At 53.2% G+C, this 26,408-nt stretch carries 19 protein-coding genes; 5 read left to right on the top strand and 14 right to left on the bottom strand.

The genetic code is table 11. The annotated features are described in order from the left end of the window. Nucleotides 1-56 precede the first annotated feature (56 nt). Nucleotides 57-1,331 carry a hypothetical protein gene (locus tag E1757_RS04170; protein WP_133225531.1) on the top strand — a complete coding sequence of 425 codons (1,275 nt, stop codon included), beginning with the start codon at nt 57-59 and terminating at the stop codon, nt 1,329-1,331. A 307-nt stretch (nt 1,332-1,638) separates the two neighbouring features. Here the strand turns inward: E1757_RS04170 and E1757_RS04165 are convergent, their stop codons facing one another. Beyond that, entirely contained in the window at nt 1,639-2,391 is a 753-nt protein-coding gene (locus E1757_RS04165; RefSeq protein WP_133225530.1) for an alpha/beta hydrolase, read from the bottom strand. Between the two features lie 328 nt (nt 2,392-2,719). Here E1757_RS04165 and E1757_RS04160 point away from each other — a divergent pair, with 328 nt between their 5' ends. Next, the gene (locus E1757_RS04160) at nt 2,720-3,850 is read left to right on the top strand and encodes an alanine racemase (protein WP_133225529.1); all 1,131 of its coding nucleotides are present in this window, start codon (nt 2,720-2,722) and stop codon (nt 3,848-3,850) included. Nucleotides 3,851-3,996: 146 nt separating this feature from the next. Further along, nucleotides 3,997-5,601, top strand: a complete 1,605-nt coding sequence (locus E1757_RS04155) for an N-acyl-D-amino-acid deacylase family protein (protein ID WP_133225528.1) — start codon at nt 3,997-3,999, stop codon at nt 5,599-5,601. A 211-nt stretch (nt 5,602-5,812) separates the two neighbouring features. Here E1757_RS04155 and E1757_RS04150 read toward each other — a convergent pair whose 3' ends face one another. The 9 genes from E1757_RS04150 to E1757_RS04110 form a co-directional block, all read right to left on the bottom strand. Further along, a complete protein-coding gene (locus E1757_RS04150) occupies nt 5,813-6,661 on the bottom strand; it encodes an SDR family oxidoreductase (RefSeq protein ID WP_133225527.1) in 849 nt (282 codons plus the stop codon). After that, nucleotides 6,658-7,734, bottom strand: a complete 1,077-nt coding sequence (uxuA, locus tag E1757_RS04145; protein WP_133225526.1) for a mannonate dehydratase — start codon at nt 7,732-7,734, stop codon at nt 6,658-6,660. The genes E1757_RS04150 and uxuA overlap by 4 nt, the downstream gene beginning before the upstream one ends. Nucleotides 7,735-8,067: 333 nt before the next feature. Further along, nucleotides 8,068-9,804 (bottom strand): sensor histidine kinase, encoded by a 1,737-nt coding sequence (locus E1757_RS04140; RefSeq protein ID WP_246079001.1) that lies wholly within the window; start codon nt 9,802-9,804, stop codon nt 8,068-8,070. Beyond that, nucleotides 9,801-10,484: a response regulator transcription factor gene (locus E1757_RS04135; protein ID WP_133225525.1), complete on the bottom strand. Its 684-nt coding sequence runs from the start codon at nt 10,482-10,484 to the stop codon at nt 9,801-9,803. Before E1757_RS04135 ends, E1757_RS04140 begins: the two co-directional genes overlap by 4 nt. A 269-nt stretch (nt 10,485-10,753) precedes the next feature. Beyond that, entirely contained in the window at nt 10,754-13,123 is a 2,370-nt protein-coding gene (locus tag E1757_RS04130) for a hypothetical protein (RefSeq protein ID WP_133225524.1), read from the bottom strand. 134 nt (nt 13,124-13,257) lie between these two features. Next, the gene (locus E1757_RS04125; protein ID WP_133225523.1) at nt 13,258-14,433 is read right to left on the bottom strand and encodes an ABC transporter permease; all 1,176 of its coding nucleotides are present in this window, start codon (nt 14,431-14,433) and stop codon (nt 13,258-13,260) included. Beyond that, on the bottom strand, nt 14,430-15,161 hold the full coding sequence (locus E1757_RS04120; protein ID WP_133225522.1) for an ABC transporter ATP-binding protein: 732 nt from the start codon (nt 15,159-15,161) through the stop codon (nt 14,430-14,432). The genes E1757_RS04125 and E1757_RS04120 overlap by 4 nt, the downstream gene beginning before the upstream one ends. Nucleotides 15,162-15,165: 4 nt before the next feature. After that, the gene (locus tag E1757_RS04115) at nt 15,166-16,857 is read right to left on the bottom strand and encodes an efflux RND transporter periplasmic adaptor subunit (protein ID WP_133225521.1); all 1,692 of its coding nucleotides are present in this window, start codon (nt 16,855-16,857) and stop codon (nt 15,166-15,168) included. A 623-nt stretch (nt 16,858-17,480) separates the two neighbouring features. Next, nucleotides 17,481-18,383 (bottom strand): peptidylprolyl isomerase, encoded by a 903-nt coding sequence (locus E1757_RS04110; RefSeq protein WP_165971944.1) that lies wholly within the window; start codon nt 18,381-18,383, stop codon nt 17,481-17,483. A gap of 228 nt (nt 18,384-18,611) precedes the next feature. Here E1757_RS04110 and E1757_RS04105 point away from each other — a divergent pair, with 228 nt between their 5' ends. Then, nucleotides 18,612-19,004 (top strand): hypothetical protein, encoded by a 393-nt coding sequence (locus E1757_RS04105; protein WP_133225519.1) that lies wholly within the window; start codon nt 18,612-18,614, stop codon nt 19,002-19,004. Between the two features lie 17 nt (nt 19,005-19,021). Then, the gene (locus E1757_RS04100; protein ID WP_133225518.1) at nt 19,022-19,915 is read left to right on the top strand and encodes a YitT family protein; all 894 of its coding nucleotides are present in this window, start codon (nt 19,022-19,024) and stop codon (nt 19,913-19,915) included. A 362-nt stretch (nt 19,916-20,277) separates the two neighbouring features. Here the strand turns inward: E1757_RS04100 and E1757_RS04095 are convergent, their stop codons facing one another. The 4 genes from E1757_RS04095 to E1757_RS04080 form a co-directional block, all read right to left on the bottom strand. After that, on the bottom strand, nt 20,278-22,311 hold the full coding sequence (locus E1757_RS04095) for an alpha-amylase family protein (RefSeq protein WP_133225517.1): 2,034 nt from the start codon (nt 22,309-22,311) through the stop codon (nt 20,278-20,280). Between the two features lie 275 nt (nt 22,312-22,586). Beyond that, nucleotides 22,587-23,738: a Ger(x)C family spore germination protein gene (locus E1757_RS04090; RefSeq protein ID WP_133225516.1), complete on the bottom strand. Its 1,152-nt coding sequence runs from the start codon at nt 23,736-23,738 to the stop codon at nt 22,587-22,589. 6 nt (nt 23,739-23,744) lie between these two features. Further along, entirely contained in the window at nt 23,745-25,163 is a 1,419-nt protein-coding gene (locus E1757_RS04085; RefSeq protein WP_133225515.1) for a spore germination protein, read from the bottom strand. Next, a complete protein-coding gene (locus E1757_RS04080) occupies nt 25,153-26,247 on the bottom strand; it encodes a GerAB/ArcD/ProY family transporter (RefSeq protein WP_133225514.1) in 1,095 nt (364 codons plus the stop codon). The genes E1757_RS04085 and E1757_RS04080 overlap by 11 nt, the downstream gene beginning before the upstream one ends. Between the last annotated feature and the right edge of the window lie 161 nt (nt 26,248-26,408).

Here is a 26,408-nt window from a genome sequence, read left to right as displayed (position 1 = left end):
CGTCCTTAGGGGACGAGCGCGTTTGTCGAACAAAATTTGTTTGGGAGGTTTTCCTGATGTTGATTTTTGCCGGAATACAAAATCCTTATGCCCTTGGACAATACGGGGTCGAAAAAAACGCAAAGGTTTTGCAGCGGTACCGTTATATCCATGAGAGCTTGCTGCGCATCGCCGCAGGCCATCTGCCCGCCAGAGAGGATTGGAATTTGAAGGCAGCGCTTGCCAGGCATCTCTATGAGGATGCGGAAGCCGCCGATCTGCTGCGGAAACGGATTACGGAACTGCGTACGTCTCCGGCCGTTCTGAATCACGAGCCTGACGCCGCTCTCTCCCTGCTTATGGAGGAGCTGATTCAAGCCCGCAGCGATTTGGAGCTTACCGCCGGTATTTATAAGGTCATTAAACCCGCGATGCTCCGAGTGTATAAGAAGCATATTGCCGCTACACAGCAAATCGTGGATCAGCCGACGATCCGTATTTTGCGCACGCTTATATTGGACCTGGAGGGACAAATTGCATGGGGCAAGCAAATGATCTACGAATTGGAAAATAATGGATTTAGCATTGAGGATGCCGATCCATTTGCTGCCAAGCTGACGGAATTCCTTGGCATTGCGGGAGATATCGACGGTCTGCAGCAAAAATCAACGAGCTTGCCTGTCCGATGGCGTTCCCATGAAACCTATAAGCTCCCGCTGCAATCCGTTCGCGACCCGAGAAAAATGGGGCCGGCGACTTGGGCCCGAACAAGCGTGGCAAACCCTCCCGACGATCCGGTTTTAAAAAGCTTGTACGCTAAAATGCGCGTCAGGCAGGAGGAAATGACCGCAGCGGAATTGATCGCCGGTGTCCTTTTCTCGCAAAAAAACATGCCGTGGGAATTTTACAAAGATTTGGCCCGTCATTTATGGGACGAGGTTCGCCATGCCATGTTCGGTCAGGCCGCTCTGGAAGCGGAAGGATTGGATTGGATGAGCCGGCCCCAATACACCTCCGATTATGACGTTAATGCGCCGAAAATTCCCGGCGCGCAGTATGCCTGGTTATCCATCGGCATCGAAGAGGGCGCCATGAAGCGGCCCGGTAAAGTCGGCGAGTACGAATTTTGCCGCGATGAAGCGAAGCATCCGTTAATGACCCAATTTCAGGATTACGATTGGGCGGATGAGGTTGTGCATGCCCATCTGGGCCGGAAATGGTCGCCGGATCTGATTGGCGAAGACATCGCGTTTGTCCGGGAGGTAGCGAAGAAGGAATTGGAACAGTTTTGGCATGAAGTCCGCCTTGCGCAGCAAAGATGGAATGACTTGGAGTCCCCCTCGGCTCCATGACAGCTACTAACATCCCCTCATCATGACGCAGCCAAGGATAACGGGCAGCCTCGTTCATGAGAGCGAAGCTGCCCGGGTATGGCTTGACCCTTTGATCGGGCAGACGGAACAAAACTTTTGGGTGAGCCCCGATGAAGAGCCCTCAAAAGTGACACACTGCTTCGAAGCCGATTCCGCCAACCCGTGTTCACCGGGTTTCGTCAAGAGTATAAGCGGCTCTTGATCTTTCTTTCGGGGAGCTCCCGGTGAAGAGTCATCGGTTACCCGCAGAACAAGAAAACGCAGGCTCGCCCTTGTCCCCGGTCTCTTATGCCTGGCCCGGAAATCGCACTTGCAAATAAGCTTCCATCCGCCGGATTGCCTGTGCTTGGGCAGCCGTCTCGGTGCCATAGCCGAACCCGTGACCGACGCCTTCGAGCACTTCCAGCTCGGAATTCGCCCCGGCCTTAAGCAGCGCGCCGTGAAACGCCTCCGCCTGTTGAAGCGGCGTCGTCTTGTCCGCATCTCCCTGCAGAATCAGAAACGGCGGTTCCGCGCCGGTAATCCTGCATAGCGGGGATGCTTCCCTGTATAGCCGCTCGTTGCCTTCCGGCGGGCAGCCCATAAACTTGCGAATAAAATCGCCGCCTGCCAACAAATCCGTAACCGGACAATACAAAATTGCGCCTTGCGTGCGCGCTCCCTCATTCCTCGCTGCAATCGCCAGCATGGCCGCCAAATATCCGCCTGCCGACGACCCGATCGCAAGCACCCGCTGCGGATTGAAGCCGAACCGGGCCGACTGGCGCTTCATGTACAGAAGCGCAGCCTCCGTATCTTCGGGCTGAGCCGGATAGACGGCCGAATCCGTCAACCGGTAGCCTGCGGACGCGGACATATAGCCGAGATTCGCGAAATGCTTCGCGACGGCATGCCACTGCTCCTTGCCGCCCTTTTCCCAACCGCCGCCGTGAATAAACAGCAGTGCGACCTCTCCGCGAGGTGCGTCGGGAACGAAAAAATCGATCCTCTGCTTTTCGTGATCGTCCGCATACTGCTCGTCCAATATTTCCTTAACCATACTTGCCCAGCCCCATTCCCCTATTTGTTTTGACCGGCACCGCCACGAAAAAACGTATCCGCTTGTTCACGCTTATCTGCCTGACGCACGCTGCGGCGCACAGCGGTTGGCCGGACCCCGGACCCCATGCATCACGCTGCGAACCCGAGATCCCGTTTATTAACATGCTACCGCTTTGTACACGATTGTACAAGTAGCCCGGCACCGCAAGCAAATAATGATTAAAACTTGCTCCCCGTTATGTTACTATTTGGTTGAAACCGTTAACAAGTTAAACTTTAAAGCAAATCGCTAAGCCATCCGCTTCGAGGAAAGGAATGAGGAGAACATGACGAACAACAGCAAGCCGCTGCAAGCCGCCGACATTGAAACGCCATGTATCGTGATCGATACGGATACGATGGAGCGGAATATCGTCCGCATGGCGGAAGCCGCCAGCTGCCGCAAGGTCAAGCTGCGGCCCCATACCAAGACGCATAAAATGCCATGGATTGCGCACCGGCAGCTGGAAGCCGGAGCTGCGGGCATCACGGTAGCCAAAGTGTCCGAAGCCGAAGTTATGGCCGAGCATGGCATCACGGATATTTTCATTGCTTTTCCGCTTGTCAGTCCGTCCAAGATTGAACGCGCCTTAAGCTTGAGCCGGCGCATACGGCTCATTGTCGGCGTTGACAGCTTTGAGGGGGCGCAACGATTGGCGGAGATTGCCGGACGGCACGGGCACGTGCTTGAAGTAAGGCTCGAAATCGATACCGGCCTTCGCCGGTCCGGCGTCTTGTTCGAGCAGGCGCCGGCATTGGCCGCGCAGATTCACGGCATGAAGGAGCTGCGCCTTACCGGCATTTATACATTCCGCGGCGCCGTTTATCAGCATAAGGCGACGCTCGATTTGCAGACGGCCGGCGAGGAGGAAGGACGCATTATGGCCGGCATGGCCGAGCGGCTGCGGGAGCAGGGCATCCCGGTCGCCGATGTGAGCGTCGGTTCGACGCCGACGGGCGCTTATGCGGCAGCCGTGGAAGGCGTCACCGAAATCCGGCCGGGAACGTATGTGTTCAACGACCGGATGCAGGCCCGTTTCGGCGTATGCGGCCTTGACGACTGCGCAGGCCGCGTATGGGCCACGGTCGTGAGCCGGCCGTCGGCCGACCTGGCCGTCATCGACGGCGGCAGCAAGACGTTCGCCACCGATGTGCAGCCGAACACGGAGCCGCTGCTGCTGCAGGGCTTCGGCTATATCGAAGGCCTTGAGGACGCCGTCCTGGAGCGGCTGTCCGAGGAGCATGGGATGATCCGTCTCGGCCCCCAATCGCAGCTCGCGAATCCGCAGGTCGGCGACCGGCTGCGCATTATCCCGAATCATATATGCAGCACGGTCAATCTGCATAATCAGGTGCTGTTCCGGCGCGGCGACGCTTACGAGCCCATGACCGTGCTCGGCCGCGGCAAGCTGGAGTGAACTCGTTCAGCTTTGCTGAACATCGGGGAATCAGATGGGGACTCTACCCCACCTGATTCAAGGCCCACCTTAGAGGTGGGGGTCTTAACCCGAGTAAAGTCGTAATCGGATAATATCGGCCGTATTGGCAAAGGAGTGAACACCGAATGCTCGATCTCATCCTGAAAAACGGCCGCATTGCGGACGGCACCGGAAATCCGTGGTTTCCGGGCGACATCGGGATCAAGGACGGCCTCATTGCGGCTGTCGGCCGCCTCGATCAGGAGGCGCGCCGGACGATCGACGCGCACCGGCAGGTGATTGCGCCCGGATTTATCGACGGCCACTGCCATTCCGATCTGATGATTTTCAATCATCCGCTCAGCGAAATAAAAATCAGCCAAGGAGTCACGACCGAGGTTGTCGGCAACTGCGGCCTTGCCCCTGCGCCGTACACCCGGCAGCATGGAGAGATGCTGCAGGTATATACCGAGCCCGTGCTCGGCAAAACCGGCTGGGCATGGCCATGGGAGACGGTAGCCGAATATATGGACGCTCTGGAACGGGCAAGCTTGTCCGAGAATATCGCTACCTATGTAGCCCATGGCGCGCTGCGCATCGCCGTCATGGGCTTCGCCAAACGGCCCGCCACTGTGCAGGAGCTGGAAACGATGAAGCTGCTGCTGGAGGAAGGGCTGAGGGCAGGTGCCATCGGCCTGTCCATCGGCCTGTTGTACGCTCCCGGCAGCTATACCTCCAAAGAGGAAATTGCCGAGCTCTGCTCGGTGCTGCCCCGTTATAATGGGCTGCTGTCGACGCATATCCGCGGCGAGGGCAACAACCTGCTGCCGTCCGTCCGCGAAGTGATCTGGATCGCCGAAACGGCCGGCGTCTCGCTGCACATCAGCCATCTGAAAGCCGCCGGCAAACGCAATTGGGGGAAGGTGCTGGAGGCGATGGAATACATTGAGGATGCCCGGGCGCGCGGACTCGACGTGACCTGCGACGTCTATCCTTACTCCGCGGGATCGACGGCGCTAACGACCGTATTGCCTCCATGGTCGCTCGAAGGCGGAATCCGGAGCGCTCTGGAGCGGTTCAACGATGCCGGACTGCGCAAGCGCATCAAAGAAGAATTGGACAGCGAGCAGGATGATTGGGACAATCTCGTCTGCTCGACCGGCTGGCAGAGCGTCACCGTCTCCGCAGTCCATTCCGAGGCCAACCGGCAGCTGGAGGGCAAGCATATCGCGGAAATCAGCGAGCTGCGGGGCATGCATCCGGTGGACTGCATGCTGGACCTGCTGCTGGAGGAAGAGGGCCGCATCTCCATCGTTTACTTTCATATGGCGGATGCGGACGTGAAGCAGGTCGTCGGCTACGAGCGCTCGTTAATCGCCTCCGACAGCCTTGCCTGCGATACCGGCAAACCTCATCCGCGGCTGTACGGAACATTCCCGCGCGTGTTTGCCAAATATGTGCGGGATGAGAAGGTACTCACGCTGGAGCAAGCTGTCCGCAAGCTCACGTCGTTCCCCGTACAGCGCTTTAAGCTGGGCAAACGCGGATTGCTGGTGCCCGGCTATGCGGCCGATATAACGGTGTTCGATCCCGATACCATTCAGGATCACGCCACATTCGAAGAGCCGCGACAGTTTCCCGACGGGATCTCGCATGTGCTTGTCGGCGGCAAGCCGACCTTGGATGCGGCGCGGCATACGCAGGCGAAGGAAGGCAGTCTGCTGCGCGCGCATCACTGCTGCAGCCTGTAGGCGGCACAATATAGCTAGGGGCAACCCTAATATCATTTTCGGATTTTCAACCCCGCGCTCCGATATGAATTTGCATGTAAAAAGCCGCTTTCATCCCCACTTTTAGAGTGGTGTAGAAGGCGGCTTTACATTTTTTTAGGGGGGACTGTCTCACAAGTCGATTCCCTTTGTGACAGTCCCTGCTTAATTTCCGGCTCGGCTGTATGCCTGCCTATACGCCCGAGTAAGCCATAAATCCGCCGTCGACCGGAACCGTTATGCCCGTTACGAAGCCGGACATGTTATCGTCCGCCAGCCACAGCAGCGTACCGAGCAGGTCGTCCGGCTTGCCGAATCGCCGCATCGGAGTGTGCGTCAATATTTTATTCGACCGCTCGGTCAACGACCCGTCCTCGTTCGTCAGCAGCCGGCGGTTTTGCTCGGTCAGGAAAAAACCGGGGGCAATCGCGTTCACGCGGATTCCCGCATCCGCCATATGAACGGCCAGCCACTGCGTAAAGTTTTCGATTGCCGCTTTGGCGGCGCTGTAGGCCGGAACCTTGGTCATCGGGCTGGGCGCGCTCATGGATGACATGTTGATAATGACGGCACCCGGACGGTCGACCATATTTCGCGAGAACACCTGTGTCGGAATGAGCGTTCCCAAGAAGTTCAAATTAAAGACGTATGCAAATCCTTCTTCGCTCAAATCGAAAAACGTCGTTACTTCCTTATTCGTCAAATCTTCGAATTTGAACGTTTCATGGGTCGTGCTTCCCTTCGGATGGTTGCCGCCTGCGCCATTGATCAATATGTCGCAAACGCCGAGTTTCGCTGCAACTTCCTGTTCCGCAGCCTTCACGCTCTCCACGTTCAGCACGTCGCAGGCTACCGCTATCGCCTCCCCGCCATCGGCGTTAATGGCATCGGCGACCTGAGCGCCTTTCTCAAAGGTCCTGTTCAAAACCGCGACCTTCACCCCATGCCGGCCGAGCTCCCGCGCCATCGCCGAGCACAGCACGCCGCTGCCTCCGGTGATGACGGCTACTTTTCCTTTTAAATTATCGTTGATCGTGATCATCTTGCCGCCTCCCGCCGATTGTTTTGCAGCGAATCCCAGACGCCCCACAAGTACATAATGCCGAGCGCCCGGTCGTATAGGCCATAGCCCGGCCTGCATTCCTCGTTCCATATATGGCGGCCGTGATCCGGACGGGCATAGCCTGTGAAGCCCGTATCGTGATAGGCCTTCACTATCCCGCAAATATCTACGGTGCCATCGCTGGCCCGGTGCGAGGTTTCAATAAAATCGCCATTCTCGTACAGCCGCACGTTGCGGATATGGGCAAACGGAATTCTATCCGCAAACTCTCTCACCATAGCCGGCAAATCATTGTCCGGATTGACGCCGAGCGACCCGCTGCACAGCGTTACCCCGTTGTACGGACTGTCGACCAGCTTCAGCAGCCTGCGAATATTCGCTTGGTTAGTCACGATTCTCGGCAGCCCGAAAATCGACCATGGCGGATCGTCCGGATGAATGGCCATTTTAATGCCGTTGAGTTCGGCGACTGGAATAATGCGCTCCAGAAAATATCGCAGGTTATCCCACAAATGTTGTTCCGTTACATGCTTGTAGGCTTCAAAAAGCTGCGACAGCCGCTTGAGCCGCTCCGGCTCCCAGCCCGGCATCGTAAACTCGGGATTGGCGGCAATTTTGCCTACCAGCTCCATCGGGTCCATATCGTCCACCTTCGCTTTTTCGTAAAAAAGCGCCGTCGAGCCGTCCTCCAGCTCCTTGAACAAGTCCGTTCGAATCCAGTCGAACACGGGCATAAAGTTATAGCAAATGACCTTCACGCCAACCTTCGCCAAATTGTCGATCGTCCTTTTATAGTTGTCGATGTACAGATCCCTCGCAGGCAGGCCCAGCTTAATATCTTCGTGGATATTGACGCTCTCGACTACTTCGATGTGGAAGCCGTACGAATCCGCCTGTCGCTTGACCTCCAAAATTCGTTCCAACGGCCATACATCGCCCGCAGGCAGATCGTGAAGCGCCCAGACGATGCCCTCAACGCCCGGAATTTGCCTGATTTGCGGAAGCGTAACCGTATCGTTCCCCTCTCCATACCATCGGAACACCATTCTCATCGGATTTTCTCCTCCAACCGTTATTGCCATGCTTTTATCCGCTGCCGCGGGAACCATTGACCTCCGGTGCCGGAATGTTAACCTCCGACACAGGCATGCTTGCCTCAAGGCGCCGAAATCAATCATCGTGTCCGATCCGGTCCGCTGCCGCTAATAAAAATATACTTGTATCCTTGTATACATGTCAATTGAAATTTGGAAGCAGCCGTCGCAAAAAAAGCATCCATGCAGGCCGGCTGTTTGCCGTTTACCTGCGCGGATGCCTCTCATCGCCATATCCGAACGCGAATCTTTCATTTCTATCCGTCGTTTGACGTATACCTGGCTTCTCCCCTACGGCCGTGGCAACCTTACGGTAAAGATACAGCCTTCCCCTTCGCGGCTTTCCACCTCGACCGAGCCTCCATGCAGCTCGACGATCGATTTCGTAATCGATAAACCGAGCCCGGCTCCGCCGTATTTGCGCGTGCGCGAGGAATCGCTCCTATAAAACCGGTCGAACACATGCGGCAAATGCTGCTCGCTGATTCCCGGGCCGTTATCTTTTATCTCCAACTCAATCCCGTGCGGATATCCGGTTAACGAAATCTCGATATGTCCTTTGTCCGGGTCCGTATGCTGCACCGCATTATGAAATAAATTTAAAATAACCTGCTTCATTTTATCCGCTTCAAAATTACAGCTCGTATTCGGCTCAACCCGGAGTGTAAGCTGCCGGCTGCCCGCCAAAATACGCAGCTGCGGCTCCATTTCCCGGATGACCGAATCCAGCATCCCGTCAGTAAGCTGGGTATGCGGCGTTTTGTCGAGCTTGGCCAGCACGAGCAGATCATGCACCAATTTGTTCAGCCGTTCCGATTCGCCATGCATACTGGTCAACGCTTTGCGAAGCTGGTCGGGGTTGCCGGCCGCGCCGCGGAGCAGCACCTCGAGAAATCCGCGTATCGACGTCAGCGGCGTACGAAGCTCATGGGAAGCGTCGGCAATAAATTGACGCATTTGCTCTTTCGTTTCTTTTTCCGCCTCAAACGACTCCTCCAGCCGCATCAGCATTCCGTTGAACGATTCGGACAGCCGGTCGATTTCCATCTGCCCCTGGCTTTCGGGAAGACGGGTCGCAAGATTGCCCGAGTTGATTTGCTCTACGGTTTTGACCATGTTCGACAGAGGGATCAGCGTTTTCCGAATAACCGGTAAAAAGCCCAGCAATCCGATCAGCAACGCAACCAGCGACAGAAATATAAAGGTCAACTGCTGGCGAAGAATCAGTTCCCTGAGCGGAGCTGTAGGCGTGCTCACCTGTACGACGCCGATCGTTTGCCGCGGGCCCGTACCAACAAGCTGCAGGACCAGAAGCTGCTCTTCTCCCTCCGCATTGATGACAAAATAATGCTTTTTCTTCCTGGTGTCCAGCAAGCTCTCGTACTCCGCCTCATCGAGCTGCAGAGGGGCTATGTTGCCCGGCCCGTTCGAGAGGACGGCAAAATTTCCTTTTAAATCGATATAAGCCATGCTGGAATCAGGTATAAAAAAAAACGGAGGCCGGAAAACTCCATTGCGCTCGAAACGGCCGTCTGTCCTTTGCGCACTTCGTCCATCGCTCTTGGACTCGTTTTTGGCGTCGCTTTTGACATCGTTTTTGGTGTCGTTTTTAGCTTCATTTTTGGCGTCGTTCCCGCTGCCGCTCTTGGCATCGCCGCGGGCTTCATTGCGCGGCGAATCGTTCCGGCTATCGCTGCCGCTGGCATTGCCGCCGCTGCGGTTTTCGCCGCGGGTCTCATTCCCCGCGCTTGTTCCTTGTCCCGCCTGCGAGCCTGCTGCATTATTCTCGTTCGCCGCATTTGCGGCAAGCAACTGCCAAGCGTTCGGAGGGACCGTCAAGATCTGGCTTTCGATGCTGCTCGCTTTATTTTTATACACGTTTTCCCGCATGAATACATACTGAAAAATACCGATAAGCACGAGCAGGCAGGCGAGAATGATGAGCGTTCTCGACAGCAGCTGAACGCGCAGCGAGTTGGGGGCGAACAGTGTTGCGAACCAGGAACGGTTCCGCTTCCCGGGTTTCATGACAGATCGACCCGGTATCCAAGCCCTCTAAGGGTACGAATGATTTGATGGTTTTTGTCGTTCAGCTTATCCCGCAAGGCGCGGATATACACCTCGACAATATTTTCTTCCCCGCCGAAATCATAGCCCCATACCTTATCCAAAATAACCGTTTTGCTCAGCACCAGACCGTGGTTGACCACCAGAAATTTAAGCAGCTCGTATTCGGTCGGCGACAGCTCCAGCACCCGGTTATCCATCTTGATTTCTTTGCGGCGGTCATCGATGTGAAACGGTCCGATCACCACCTCGCCGAACAGGTTCGGAAACTGATTGCGGACTCTGGCGTAAATGCGGGCAAGCAGCTCTTCAAAGCTGAACGGTTTACTCATGTAATCGTCGGCGCCCAGCGTAAGCCCCTTTACTCTGTCATCCACCTCGTCCTTGGCGGTCAGCATGATGACGGCCACGTTTTCCGTTTTTTTGAGCATGCGGCACACTTCGAAGCCGTCCATCCCCGGCATCATGACGTCAAGGATGGCAACATGCGGCTGAAATCGTTTCATCAGGCTGATCGCAGTCATGCCATCGTTCGCCGTCTGCACCTCGAAGCCTTCGTTTTGCAAGCCGAGCTCCAGAAATTGAATGATATTCGGTTCATCGTCCACAAGCAAAATTTTGATTCCTTTTAATTGCTGCACGCTCGCTACCCCCTTTAAACAATCTTCTATTGTCTATTATACGGGTTTATCCAACCTTTTTCATATCTCCGTTTGCAGCGGTATGCGCCTTGCCGGGCACCGCTTTTTAATACCATCATATGCGCCTTGCCTGAATTCATCCTGAACGTAAACTGAACGTTGCTTTAGAACATGCTGAACGTTGGCTGAAGATCCATACCGTCACTGGCAAAAAGGCCCTTGTGCATTCATTCTGCATCAAGAGCCTTTCCGCTATTCAAATGAGCCGGTTACTGCGTTAAAGTTGCGAGAAGACGTCTGGCCGTGCCGGTGGAAGTCGTAATATTTTCATAAATCCGGACCGTGACCGGATACTCCAGCTGCTCCGAAGCAATATTCGGGAAATTGATCGTCTGCAGGCCGCTGATCAGCTTGCCTGTGCCTTGAAGCTTCTGCGTCGTGCTGCCCAATACGCGGTTCGCCGCATCCACCACTTCCAGCTCAAGCGTGGAGAACGAATCGTCCACAATGACCTGCTCGACTTTTTGGATATCGATATTTGCTTTCAGCTTATAGGTGTACGTGCCGCCGTTATACTGCGCATTCAGCGTCCACGCATCCATCTTGATATGGAACGGATACAGATCAAGCTCCTTATCGACGGCATGCGGGTCCTGCTCGCCCGTATTGTTGACCGTTACCTTATATTCGCCGATCGGCACTTTAACGCTCGAACCGCTGGTCGCATCCAGAATGCTCAGCTTAAACGCATCCGTCGCAGACGGAGGAAGCATGTAAGAATAGCTGTACACATAAGCTGCGTTCGGAATCAGCTCCTGCAGCGAAGTTGTTTGACGCGCTCCCGGATACGACGTGCCCGCCGAATCGGTGAGCGTTGTATCGAAGCTCGGCAGCTTTAACGTTTCCGTGCTTTTGTTCAAAAACTTAAATTTGGCGACGACCGTCCGGTAGCCGTTTTCCGCGTTCGTGTGACCGTCCATCTCCACGATGGAAACATCCAGGTTCGGATCGATCAACTGGCTGCTGCCGGCACCGAATACAAGGGATTGCCCCGGCGTATACAGAGGAATGCTGTTAAAATCCGACGCGGCGGCAAGTCCATCCTGTAAAGCAACGGCCAGTACCGGAACCGCACTCGCTGTCGAGCTTGCCGATGCTCCGGCGGCTGTATTGGATGAGGTCCCGGCGCCCGACGAGCTGCCGGAGCCGGATGTGCCCGTACCCGTACCTGTCCCGGAAGCCGGTGCCGCACCGCTTGATGACGGTGTGCTGCCTGAAGCGGATGAGCTGCCGTTTGCGTTCACACCGCTGCCGCCATTCGCACTGCCCGCCGACGATGCGCTGTTCGAGTTCGAAGAAGCGGTGCTGCCGGATGACGTGTTTGACTTCGAAGTCTGGGAAGAAGAACCGGTGCTTGTCTGGGAACCGTTCAGCTCCTCCGCTATGATCAACTGCAGCTTTCCTGTGGCTGTGCCGTCAGGCAGTTGAGCTGCGAACCTGTAAATGCCCGCATCGCCGGGGGCGATATACGTTTCGGGAACGGATACCGTGCTGGCGGCAACCGACAGCTTGTCATCCTTCGAAATTAAAGTGCCTTCCAAGGAGGGCGACTTGATCGTGCTCTTGCCGTCATTATGAAGCACAGCCGTCAAGAGAGCTCCCTTCTTGTTGGAAAGCTGCTGCTCTTCCGCCTTTTGCAGCTCCAATGTTACGCCCTCATATCCATGAAGCGTGTAAGATACGCGTTCGCCTGTCTTGGACAGCTGGAACAGCGGAGCCAGCGACAACTTGCCGAGCGATGAGGTCCCTGCGCTGTCGCGGGCCAGGTCCAGTATCATCGCATCCGTCGAAGGCAGCGAATCGGCAGTCGCGGTCAGCAGAACATGCTTCGTTTGCCCCGCTCCGATCGAAGCGCCTTCTACGGCGTTGGCCGTCAATGCCAATGTGGTGCCGCTGCCGTCATGCAGCAAATATTTCAATCCGGACGGCAATGTTATCGCGTCGGTCCCGGCAGCTGTAACGGCAGCGTCCACCTGGACGGTCCACTTGCCGTCCTGGGGAAGCGCGACCGCCTTAAGCGCCTGGAACGAAACGAATGCATTCGCAGCCGTAGCTGTGTCGACGTCCGATAATTTGATCAGCAGCTTATTGTCCTGCTGCGCTACGGACTGAGCGTTCGCTACGGATAACGCGCCGAGATCGCGCATCGCGGAGCCGCTCCGCTCGAATATCGTGACATGCAGCTGTGAAGCGTCCAATCCGCCCGGTACGGTCGAGACGAAATAATAGCTCGCCGCCGAGTGCCCGGCAACCCGCGCGTCCGCCTGCTTGCTTAATTGCGCGTAGTAGCTGCCGCCGGCAGAGCTCGTCACTCGCGCTCCGAAATAATTGAAGTCGATGGCGGCGTCGCCGTCGTTGTTCAGCTTCAATTGAAACTGCATCGTTTGATTGTCCGCGCCTTTGGACAACGCCACTTCCTCCAAGGTAAAGTAAACGGCGTTGTTGACAAATACGCCTTCTTTGCCCGCGTATGAGATGGCGGGCCCCCATACCGAGAACGCTACGCATAACGCTGTGAAAAGAATGGCCGCGATTCGCACGATTCGTGAGGAAGCCGCTTCGCGCAATTGTTTTATCATGGGTGTACCCTCCTAAAAGTTTTCGGTAGAAAACTTACTTCGTAAGCATTAGCTGACTTTGCTTTAGCAAAGTTTCTTCGTAAGCATAAACCTTGTCTTCGTAGAAAACATACTTCGTAAGCATGTTTCAATCGTCAGTCCGTTCTCAACGCATCGATCGGCCGGAGCTTCGACGCCTTATTGGCGGGATACAAACCGAACACGACGCCGACAAGAACGGAAAATAAAAATGCGTACATGCTGATATCGAATGAAATGACCGTCATTTGCTTCGGGTTGAAATACGGCCAAGCCTTCGCGAGCCCGATTCCCAGAACAAGCCCAATCAGCCCGCCCAAGCCGCTGATGACGACCGCCTCGAATAAAAACTGCAGCAGTATATTGCGCCGTTTGGCGCCGATCGATTTGCGGATGCCGATTTCCCGTGTCCGCTCGCTTACCGTTACGAGCATGATGTTCATGATCCCGATGCCGCCGACCAAAAGCGATATGCACGCGACGCTGACCAGTTGGCTCGTCAAAGTGTTCGACGCTTCCGTGCTCGCCGACAGCAGCTGATCCTGGTTCATAAAGCGAAAGCCGTTGGAGCTTTTGAATTTATAAGTCAGAAAAGATGTCAGCGTGTTCTGTGCCGTAGTTATATCGTCTTTCGTCGTTGCCTCGATATATGTCGTCCTGATCGTTCCGAGACTCAGCTGCCGCTGCGCCGTAGTAAGCGGCACGATAACGGAGTCGTCCGCCGAGACGCTGCCAAGCGTGGAGCCCTTGGGCTTCATCAAACCGACAACCGTAAATTGGAAGCCGTTAATGTTGATTTGCTTGTTGAGAGGATCGGTTCGTCCGAACAGCTCCTGGGCCACGGTAGTACCGAGCACCGCCACATTCGTCCGTAAATCCAGATCCGCCTCGGTAATAAACCGGCCTTCGCTAAGCGACGCTTTCAGGATCGTCATATAACGATTGTCGGAGCCCAGCACGTTGTACGACTCCTGTGTCGTATCGTACTTAATATTCAGGCTGGAGGACACCGTCGGCGCTATCGCGGCGATTTCCGGAAACTGCTCGAACATTTTGATATCGTTGTATTCGAGCTGCGTAGCCCGGCCTTGATTGAGCACATTGATGACCAGCAGATTCGTCCCCATATTTTCGTATTGCTGCGCAATCTGGGCGGATGTCCCTTTCCCGATGGCAACCAGCGTGACGACCGAGCTGACGCCTATAATGACGCCGAGCATCGTCAATAGAGTACGCATCCAGTTGGCGCCAACTGTTTTGAGCGCCATCTGAAGCAGTTCCGTCATTCTCATATTGTCGCCCCCGCCGGTTCAGACTCGGGCGAATGCTGCGGCGGCGATCCGTTCAGCGTGTCGCTCACAATTAATCCGTCTCTTATCGTCACGATTCTTTTCGCATTTTCGGCAATGTGCAGATCATGGGTGATCAGCACGATCGTATTGCCGATCTCATTCAAGTGAAGCATCAGCTCCAGCACCTCTTGACCGGTTTTGGAGTCAAGCGCTCCTGTCGGCTCATCCGCCAGCAGCAGCGACGGGCCGATGGCCAAAGCGCGGGCGATCGCCACACGCTGCTGCTGGCCCCCCGACAGCTCGCTCGGCTTATGATGGGAACGTTCGCCCATCCCGAGCATTTCCAGCATTCGCTGCGACCGCTCCCTGCGCTCCTTCTTCGAGGTGCCGTAATATATCATCGGCAGCTCCACATTTTCAATCGCGGTCAGCCGCGGCAGCAAATTGAACTGCTGGAATATAAAGCCGATTTTCCGGTTTCTCAATGTCGCCAGATCATCGTCCTTCATGTTCTCCGTAGCGACTCCGTCGAGCATATACGTACCGGAAGTCGGAACGTCGAGCAGACCGATGGTGTTCATAAGCGTTGATTTACCCGAGCCGCTCGGCCCGACAATCGCCACGAATTCGCCTTGAGCGATAGAAAGGGATACGCCTTTCAATATCATCAGTTCTTCGACGCCGCGGGAATACGATTTTTTAATATCTTTGAGTTCGATCATGCTCATGCTATCACCGCCCTCCTCCAGGGAAGCCGCCTCCGCCTGCAGGGGAGCCAGCGCCTCCACGGTTGTTGCCTTGTCCGCCGCTTTGACCGCCGTTGCGCGCTCCTTGCTGGAACTGGTTTCTCAATTGGTTGATCTCCTGATCGGATAGCTTTCTCTGCGAACCTGCCGCTTGGACGACAACCTGATCGCCTTCTTTCAAGCCTTCGGTAATTTCGATCATCGTGCTGCTGTTGGCGCCGATTTTCACCTCATGCTCGGCTTCGATCGTACCGTCCTCCTTTTTCAGGGAGACGATCCGTTTGCCGTTCCGCTGCTTGACCGCTTCAACCGGAAGTACGATTACATCTTTTTTGTCCTGGATTAAAATATCGGCCGTCGCTGTCATCGTATATTTCAGCTCGGACGCATTTTTCAAAGAAACGACCGCCGTATAGAAGGTAACGCCGTTCGTAACCGTCCCGACGGTCGACACCTGCGTCACCTCGCCGGTGAACGTTTTACCCGGCAGCGCATCCACCTTTACTTCCGCCTTTTGCCCGACTTTGACCTTTGGCAGATCAAGCTCGTCGACCTTAATCGGCAGCTGCAGCGTGTCGAGATTCGCAACCGCACCCAGCTGGACACTGCTCGCGATCGTGGTGCCGACCGGATAGGCGGTCAGCACATTTTTTTTCTGATCGACGAAATCTGTGGAGAATACGCCGTCAAAAGGAGCGGTAACTTTCAGCTTTTCAAGCTGATCTTCCAAATCTTTAATGCTCTTGACCGATTGATCGATCTGGTTTTGCTTATTGGTTATATCTTTTTTCAGCGTATCGCTGACGATCGTATCGATCAGATCGCCTTTATTGACCATTTGATTTTCTTTGATGGCCAGCTGTTCCAGAGTGCCTGCCACCCCGGCCAAAACGGTGACCGACGATTTGTACTGCAGCGTCGCCTGCCCCTTGGATTCGATTTTAACGCCTCCGGCCATAACCGATCCTTTCACCGTCTGCCCCGCATCCATCGTTCCGTCATTGTCGATCCGTATCGCCACGTCGAGCAGCCGGTTGCCTGTCGCATCGGATTTCACCGATTGAGACACCGAGCTGACGGCACCGGATTTGGTCAGCATATATCCGTCGATCGTCAGTTGAACGCTGTCTCCTTCATGAATTTGCGCCGCTTCCTCCTGCAAGAACGGCAAGGTTGCCGTCAATGTACCGGTATCGGCGATAGTCGCGATTTTCGTCGTTTTGGACACGGATGCGCCTTCGCTGATGTTGGACGCCAATATCAGCTTCCCGCTGGCCGGCGCCACCGTCCGCAATGCCGCCGATTGCGCCTGCAGATCCTGCATATCCGATTGATACTGACTCAGCGTCAGCTTGGCCTGGTCCAGCCTTTCCTCCAGCGTGGAGTCCGAAATTTCAAGCAGCAGGTCTCCCTTTTTGACCGTCTGATTGCGCGTCAGGTTGATCGTTTTGATCATGCCTTCCTTGGGCGCGACAATCGTTTGCTGCTCCTCAGGCTCGAGCTGGGCGGTGCCGGAAATAACGGAGCGGATGTTGCCCTTTTTGGCTGTAACCGTTGTTTCCTGAACCGCCGTTTGCTTCTTCGTTTGAAACATGCCCTGATTCAGATACAAATAAGTGCCGCCGCCGCATACGACTACCGCCGCTACAACCGCAATAAGTCCTTTTTTCATCTTCATGAAACTTGATGCCTCCCCAGCTCAATTTCCAATTGCTTGCTTCCAATTTGTACCGCGGGTCCGGTTATTCCCGCAATGTTGAATGCTTCCTTCTATTGTAATGAAGATCGCCTCATACTCCGTCGTGTTCTGGGAAAACATCATGACTCCGGCCGGCTGTATGTAGATTCAGCTCCTTCGGATAACGCCAAAGTTCCGATCTTTTGCTGCTCCTTCCACGAATCGTTAATTCCGATCAAACACGGATCAAGCTTCGCGCGGGGCTTCCCCATACACTGAAGCTATGTCCCGCCTGCAGCAGCCCCTGCCGTAAACGCAGCCTGTAATGAAATAATCGCCGAGCTGCCGCATGATCCAGAGCTTTTTACTTATGGCTCCATTATGAGCGGCATATCTGAATTGGCCTTGATGACCGGCTGAAAGAACGCTGAATGCGGAAAAGGGCTGAAGCTGCGCTGTTTTCCGCCTATTTTAGCTCCAGAGTCATGCAAGTACAAACAACGACTTTCAGCGTTTTTTCAGCAAATTTTCAGGAAACATCGCCGTCCTACAAACGACCGTATCATAAAAAAAATAGACCCTCCAAGTCAATTTGACTCAAGGGTCTGCTGTGTCGTTCCTTCTTACTTCAGCACGGAAGCCGAATAATCTTCGATTTTCGCTTCCGATTTTTTTTGCTGCAGCCATGCGGCCGACATAGTCTGCACTTTTTCATCGGCCAGTATATCGTGGATTTCCGTTTTCTTTTCGTCCAACGTCGGCGTAGCGGCATCTTTATGATCCGTTACCTTAATAATATGAAAGCCGTTGCTCGTCTGCACCACATCGCTGATTTCACCCGGCTTCAAAGCAAAAGCGGCCGTTTCGAACGACGACTCCATCACGCCGCGGCTAATGAAATCGAGATCGCCGCCTTTAGAATTCGTGCCGGTATCCTGCGATTTCTCCTGAGCGGTTTTCGCAAAATCGGCGCCTTTTTTCAAATCGGCCAATATGGCGTCGGCTTCTTCTTTAGTCGCTACTAATATATGCGAAGCTTTGACCTGCTCCTGCGTTTTCAACGAATCCAGGTTTTTATCGTAATACTGCTTAATTTCATCGTCGGTCACGGTCACTTCTTTTTCCAGAAGCTTGTTCATCATGACCTGCGGCTTCATTTCCTCCTTGATGCCGTCCAACGTCAAGCCGTTCGCTTCCAGCGCCTGGTTAAATTCATTGTCGGAAGGGAAATTTTGTTTGAGCTTGCCGATCTCCTTTTCAATATCCGCATCCTGAATCTGAATGCCCGCTTTGTCGGCTTCCTGCCGGATCAGCTCCTGCTCGATCATGCGCTGTACGGTTTGCTGACCGGTGCCGGCCAGTGCCGTTTTTACCAGCTGATCTTTGCTGATGGTCGTTCCGTTCACCTTGGCCACCGCTTCGCTGCTTTTGGCGATAGGGGGATATACTACGGCATAGGCGATCAAAATAATGAGTAAAATCAATGAGACAAACATCCATTTGCGGTTTGCCAAAGATGTATTCAATTGGGAAACACCCTTTCCTGAAGTAGATTCTATGATGATCGTACGGGATAGAAACCGGTGGACCCGGTCACAATAGAGATGGTTAATATAGACCATTATGGACGGGCTAGCTTAAAATAACCTGAAATTTTGGCCTGTTTCCAGCATTACGCCAGTTTGACTCACCTTATGCGAAAGTGCTACAATTCAAGCAATTCCTTAGGTTTAGTCGTGATTGGAGGCATCCTGGTGCATCGTTCTGCACGAAACCGTTTTTGGGTTATTTTTGTCTGGTTGATCGTCGGCTTTTTCATTTTTCCGTTGACGCCTCCTATATCTCAGCAGCTGCCGTATGAGGATACCGTATTGAATCAGCCTGCCAATTCGTTTACGGCCATGCATCTGGAGACGGTACCTTCCAAACAGGCCGTTAATCTGCATAAGCCAACATGGCCCCGGAACGAGCAGGAGACTGAGAAATGGTTCGGATTGTCCTTATTGATATTATTTATCATCTTTTTGCATTCCAAGGTTCCCGAGCTATTACGACGATTTTTGTTGGCTCCGCTCAAGTTCACCTCGGTTTTCGTAGTAATGCTCTCATTCGATTTATCACAATCCAAGTTTATGAATGAGAATTAGAAAAGAGGGAACCTTACATGTCTAATGCAACTATTCAAAGTGAACCGGCCTCTCAGCATCAGAAGCTGACACTTGCCAAATTTTTGCGCCGCGCCTTTTTTATGGTGGTCGGATCGGCTCTGTTTTCGGTAGGTTTGGAAATTTTCCTTGTGCCTAACAATATTATTGACGGCGGAATTGTCGGTATTTCTATCATTTTTTCACACTTGTTTCATGTTCCGCTCGGTGTGTTCCTGGTCGTTCTGAACCTACCCTTTTTATTGATGGGCTACAAGCAGATCGGTAAAACGTTCGCCGTCTCCACATTGTTTTCGGTCGTTGTCATGTCACTCGGGACGACGCTGCTTCATCCGGTCAAGCCGATTACGATCGACCCGCTGCTGGCTGCCGTATTCGGGGGTATTATTCTCGGGATCGGCGTCGGACTTGTTATCCGCTCGGGAGGGTCTTTGGACGGAACCGAGATCGTAGCGATTTTATTCAGCAAAAAATCGGCATTTTCCGTAGGCGAGATTGTCATGTTCTTCAACCTGTTCATCCTCGGCAGCGCAGGGTTCGTGTTCGGCTGGGATCGTGCGATGTATTCTCTGATTGCCTATTTTATCGCTTTTAAAATGATAGACATAACAATAGAAGGCCTGGATCAATCCAAGTCGGTATGGATCATCAGTGATGAATTCGTCAAAATCGGCGATGCGATCACGCACCGGCTGGGCCGCGGCGTCACTTATTTGAACGGAGAGGGAGCCTTTACGGGCGACGATAAAAAGGTTATATTCAGCGTCATTACCCGTCTGGAGGAAGCGAAGCTGAAATCGATTGTAGATGAGCTGGACCCCCGCGCTTTTCTAGCCATAGGCAATATTCATGACGTTAAAGGCGGACGGTTCAAAAAGAAAGATATCCATTAAAATGCCGCCCAAGAGAGACGTGCCGCTCTGGGCAGCCCGGTCATAAGAAAACCTTTATCGAGGCCTATCCAGGATGAGCGACCGCGATTTAAATGTAGATTTTCTTGAAATGATAGAAAGCTTCAGCTCCGCTGAAAATATATAAATTCTGATATTATAAGAAAAGAGGCTGTCCCAAAGGTCATTATTGGATTTTCATCCCCCCACTCTAATATGTATTTTCATGTAAAAAGCCGCTTCCATCCCCACTTATATAGTGGTGTGGAGGCGGCTTTGCATATTTTCTGGGACTGTATCACCGGTCGATACCCTTATGGGACAGCCTCTTTCGGTTGTAAAGAAGGCGATTTTCTCTATGCCTGCTAATATTGGATAGCGATCATTTGATGGCCTTGCAGCTTCGGCAGCGTAAACTCGATGCGGCCGTCGACGCTTGTGTAAGGAAGCGGCTGCCGCTCCGGCACACAGACGACCGATTTGACATCGGCCGCCGCCTTGACGCTAATCTTCAGATCGTACAGCGGAATAACATCCTCAATAATGTCGATATCGGCGCTTCGGCGCTCCGGAATATAATGAAGCAGATGCGCGACCCAGCGGTTCTCGCCAGGCTGTTCGTTCAACGTTGCCAGCACGGTGCTCGGCCCTTCATGCCGGAGCAGCGGCTCCGGCAGCAGCATAGCCAGTGCGTTCAAAAACAGCTGCTTGCACCAGCGCGGCGCATTTTGCTGATATTGGGTGAAGATCGGATGAGCAAAATAGATGACGCTGCCGTTCTTGACGACTCCCGCATAATCGGCCGCGCCGGATGACGGCGATTGGCGGTGGGAGCAAAAATGCTTGTACGACCGGTTGAAGTACGACTTGATCACCGGCGCCAGCAGCTCGCTGCCCGGCTGCGCTTCGACCTCGACGCCCTTCAAATACATCGCGTGCTCGGTCTGCGGCAAGCCTGCGCCGATCGTTCCCTGCGGCAAAATATAGTCGACGTAATCGCCTCGGGCATACGCCTTTCCCCGTACCAATTGACCGTCCGCATCGCGCGTCTGATCGGCTTTCAGCCGGATGCCGAGCCGGCTCCAGGCGACTTCGCCGCCCTGCTTGTCCAAGCCGGATTCGAACGAGGCAATGACGGCGCCGCCGCCGGCCGTATAAGCGTCCAGCTTGGCCGCCAGCGCTTGCGAGACCGGGATGCGGTCGGGCAAAATAACGACCTTGTAACGGGAGAAATCGCTTTCACTATCAATAATGTCGAACTGGTGTGCGCTTTCCTGCAGCATGCGGGCGACGCCGATCGAGGCCGGAGGCATCCGCAGCTCTTTTTCGCTGAACTCCTCGGGCGTCAACACGCCGATATCGGTTACAGCCTTCGCTTGTGCGCACCAAGGCTCCTTTTTCTCCACCTGGCTGTATACGGCGCCGATGAGCTCATAGACCGGGGCCGAAATGCGACCGTTCGGGTCAAGCTGGTCTCCGATGCTGCACTTGGCGTTCAGCGACAGCATATTGAAGCATTCGAACTCGAGCGCCGCCTGATTTTTAAAGGAATGAAAGTCGCCCCACGATGTATGGAACTTGCCCGTCATGCCGAGGCTGTCCAGTCCCAGGTTGCGCGCATAGCGTACGGCCAGCGGAAAGTGCATGTAGCCCCAGCCGCCGCTCGGCAGCGATTCCAGCTCCCAATGGCTGAATCCGGCCGCCGCCGGTTTATCCGCAACGCCGACATGGCCTTTATTATAAAAAATGGTGCATTCCTCATTATACTGTCTGACAAAGGCGGAGAGCTCCAGCTTGAAGTCGTCCATCATTGCCGTCGCGTAGCTCATTCTGTCCGAAGCACGGGTCGGATCAAGTCCCGCCGCCGCCATGCCGTCACGGCAATATTTACAAGAGCATTCAACTGTTTTGACAATATCGAAGAAAAGGCCGTCCACCTCAAACGTATCGAGTACTTCCTTCGTATGCTGCTTCAGAAATTCGCGGTAAGGCGTATTGACGCACAGATGGCGATAAAAGCCCGCTTCATAAACCGGCGTGCCGATCGGGCAGCCCTGCTCGTCCAAGCCGATCCACTCCGGATGCTGCTCGGCCGTATAGTGATCCCATTGCACAGTGATATAGATCGGAACGCGAATGTTGCGCTTATGGCAGGCTTCGATCTGCTCCTTCAGCAAATGCCTGTTTTTCAGATCGGGATGAATGCGCTCCGGATTCAATGCAGAATCGTAATACAGCATGCCGTGGTGGCAGCGGGCGAAGCAGGTAATCGAATCGACCCTCGCCGCTTCCAGCGTCGCGGCAAACTGATCCGCATCGAATTCGGCCCCGATGCCGGGAATGTCCGGGCTTGTGTGAAAATCCAAATGGACCTGTCTGAACCGCAATGAAGTTGACATGTTCGAATAGAGCCTCCTTTATGGTTAAGCTGTACAGCTCTATTATTTCAAAGCGACCCCCATCATGAAAATGTACAAAGCTAACATTGTTTTAGACAGAAGTAATATCTGCTTAGGCGGAGCCCGAACCCGGTCATTCAGTTTCAATATTTTTGAAGCTGCGGTTAACCGTAGTGCCGAAGACTCGCGAACGCTTCAGCATTCGAATCGGCGGTCGCCCAATTAACGCCATGCCGTCCGGCATGGCGCTTCAAAGCGGCGGCATATCGCCGCGTTTAATCGATTCTCCCTTTATATTTGCCCGTATATTTAATCAATGCTTTAACCGTGATTTGATCGATATGAATGTTTTCCATATCCTTGTTCGGAAAAATATGCGATTTCCAACCCGAAAAATCAAAGCGGTATACCGGGGTATTCAAATTCAAGACGTCGGCTTTTATTTTTTTGCCGCTGTTGAACGTTTCCCTGATTTGCTTTTCGACTTTATTCTCGATGAGCGAAGTCATCGTTTCCTGCTTCAAATCTTTATATAGTTCATCGATATAACCGTTCAAGCGAACGCGAATATCATAATAGACCTCGCCGTTCTCCAGCCTGTGCTTGTAATGAACGTCTGGGGGCTCCAGCACGATTGAGGCTACCGGCTTTCCTTTCTCGAAAACCGTTATCGGAACGCGCAAGGCATGCTCGTCCAAATATCGCTTGCCGATAAGCTGCTCCCGAGTCAGACTCCCCTTCAGTTTTTTATACGAATAAAAATAGGCTCCGGATATTTCCAAATGCTCCGTAGCTTTGCCGCCTTCCCTCCAATGCGAGTTTTCGTAGGAAAGCTTGGGCAGCATGGCGGTGACCCCTCTTTCGAAATAATGTTTAATAAACTGATATAAAAAGACAGGCTCGATCGCGGAAAATTGATTGAATGTTTTATCCGGCTTCATCAGGTTGGAGTCATAGGGCGAATAGCCGAAATTCGGCGTCACTTCAAGCAGCTTTTCGATCGGCTCGCTCGTTCCGTATACCCATATATTATAGCGGATCTCCCGATACCGGTTGATCGTATCCGTCAAATCCTCGACGGAGACCCGCCTAAGCGCCTGCTCGCTAACAATCATGGCGGATATATGACCCCAAAATATACGCTGCTGCTCCGATTTATACAGATCGAACATCGCGTCGGTAATCGTCGGTCCTTTGCCGACACCGATTACCGCGCTGTGACTCGGAGGGCGCAGCCCCTCCTTTTGCGCAATATTGGCGAAATTGAGCGCCTGCACATAAACGAAAAAAACGTCATCCTTGTAATCGATACCGATTGTCGTAACAAACGTTAAATGATGAATCTCCTTATAGTCCCAGCAGCCGGAAAGGAAAAGCAACAGTACAATAGCCAATTTTATCTTCAGGAACCGTCTTGTCGTATTCAAGGCTACCTATCCTTTGTTTTTTCTTCTTAAATATGTCGGGACAAAACCGCCCAGCTTGCGCGGAAGCATAAAGAACGAGCGCATGATGTCTCTGAAGGAGATGGGAGAGACCGGCGCCAAATAGGGGATGCCGAAAGAGCTCATGCTCGATAAATAAACGGTGATCAAAATGAGCGAGCACATAAATCCGTACATGCCCAGCAGCGAAGAAAGCAGCAGATTGAAATATCTGAGCACGCTGACCGTTCCAGAAAGCGTCTGACTGATCAGGGTAGAGCCGGCCACAATCGAGATGGCGCCCACAACGACCATCGACGGCGAGGTGAGTCCTGCCCGGATCGCCGCATCGCCGATGATGAGACCGCCGACAACGGTCAAGGTTTGACCGATCATCGACGGCAGCCTGTACCCCGCTTCCTTAAACGTTTCCAGTAAAATTAAGATGAGAAACATTTCCATCGGCGAAGACAGCGGAATGCCGAGCCGCGTCATGACGATGGTCGCCAATAGCGGAAACGGGATTTGATCCTGATGAAATCCGGTTAACGCGACAAAAAAGCTGGGCAAATAAATGGAAATGACGAGACTGAAAATCCGCAAAATCCGACCGAACGAGGCTGAAATATAATTGAAATGCAAATCCTCGGGAGTTTTCAACAGCAGGCCCAACGTCGCCGGAGCAATCACTGCTCCCGGAACCCCGTCCAGCAAAATGATGAATCGCCCTTTCAGCAGGCAGGCGACAATAAAATCCGCCCTTCCGGAATACGCCGTCAGCGGAAAAAAGCTGTACGGATTATCCGAGATGATTTCTTCCAATTGCGTCGCGCTGGACAAATCCTCCACCTGCCCCTGCAGCTTTTGCAGCTTTTGGCGGATATTCATTAATAGCGATTCTTCCAGCTTGTCCTTCAAATACATCAGGCCGACTTTGGTCTCGCTGAGCGAGCCGATCGTATAGGTTTCAAGAGCAAGCGACGAGGTCGGCAGCCGTTTACGGATTAAACCGACGTTCGTATCGATATTTTCAATCAAACCGTCTTTAGGGCCGCGAATCGACACGTCAATATTGCTCGGTTCCGTAGTCCGGTTCGGAATTTTTTCGATGGAAATCGAGAATGCCGTTTGCAAATTAGGAAACCAGATGATCGCCTTGCCCGAAAAAATTGCCGAGCTGTAATTGAAGTTGGCCTCCGTCTGCCGCATATTAACCGCTGTCGCCGCACTGATGCTGTCAGCATCCGAGAAGGACGTAATCTCCCACAACCGAATCAGCTCGGGCATAACGAGATTGCTGATCCGTATTTCATCGCAAAGCGTACGGCAATAGACCAGCACCGCCTCCAAATTTTCCGGAAAGCCGTGACGATAAAAGATGATATCTTCGCATTCTTTGAACGATTCCCGGAGCGTTTCAAGATTCATTCGGTTTTTGCACCTTATCCTTTCCCGCACATAGAACGAGCAGAAAGACGGTCAACAGCAGTCCGGACATCAAGCAGAAGTTAATCGGAAAGTAATACTTCTTCATGATGAGCAGGAAATTTATATCCCCCACCTCATAAATCAACAGCACGAGCATGACCACCGCAATAATAAACAAGACCAGCTTTTTGTACTTCGGCAGCGTCTCGGCAATCAAAAATATCGCCAGACTAATCCTGACAAAGGCGCCGCATACCCATTGATAAATCGATAAAAAGTCGACATGCTCGATGTAATTCCCGATTTTCACCAATCTCCACTCTTCAAAGGCCGGGTATCTCTGGATTTGGGCTTCGACCGGACCGAATGCGGCAATGGAGCCCATCGTCGGACCGAGCGTCAGCCCGGCCAAAAACAAACCGAGCATAAGCACATACCATTTCCTGATCGGAGTAGCGATATGCTGCTGCAAAAAAATTAAATACATGACTTCAATCAATCCGGTGCCGACAAAAATAATCCCGTTTGTCAAAAACTTTGTACCAAATTCGAACATCGGGAATAACATAGAGTAATCCTTATGCGGATAGTTGGCGACCATGACAAATTCGCCGAAAATGATCACGAGCGGCAGCAGCACCGCCGAGGCGTAGGCAATTGCCCGGATCCCCTTATAAGACATATAGCAGGCCAATGCAACCAAAATAATGGCGATGACGCTCGGCGGCGTTTGCGGCAAATACGAAGCATTAGTCCATGTTTTAAAATCTTTTCCCGTAAGCACAGCCGAAAAAAATAACGATACGGACATGACGAAAGTAATGATACCGGCTACCCATCTCCCGTATTTTTCCTTCAGCCATTGCAAAATCGAGCTGCCGCCGCCTGCCGTCGTTTTTTGAATAATATAAGCGATTATTAAAAAGACCGGCACAAAAATAACGCTCGTTGCCAATACGCTCAGCCACGAATCACGCCCGGAAACCTCCAACAGCACGGGAATGATAATGACATGATTCATCATTCCGATCGATAAAATCAGGATGGTCGATATTTGCAGAAAAGAGAAAGTCGTATTCTTCATCGTCGTCTCCCAGTTGGCAAGCTTTATGCTTCCATTATTGCCATCCCCTTGCTTTCTAAACGATCAAAAGGCAAAACCGGCATGGGTCCCAAATTCACCGAAAAGCGAGCATAACCGCTGTGCTGCGACAAAGCGCAGTTGCTTTAAATCAGATGCTTGCG

It is taken from the genome of Paenibacillus piri (assembly GCF_004354045.1).
Taxonomy (GTDB): Bacteria; Bacillota; Bacilli; order Paenibacillales; family NBRC-103111; genus Paenibacillus_S; species Paenibacillus_S piri.
The sequence above is the reverse complement of the archived record's forward strand: the minus strand, read 5'-3'. Positions and strand labels throughout refer to the sequence as shown.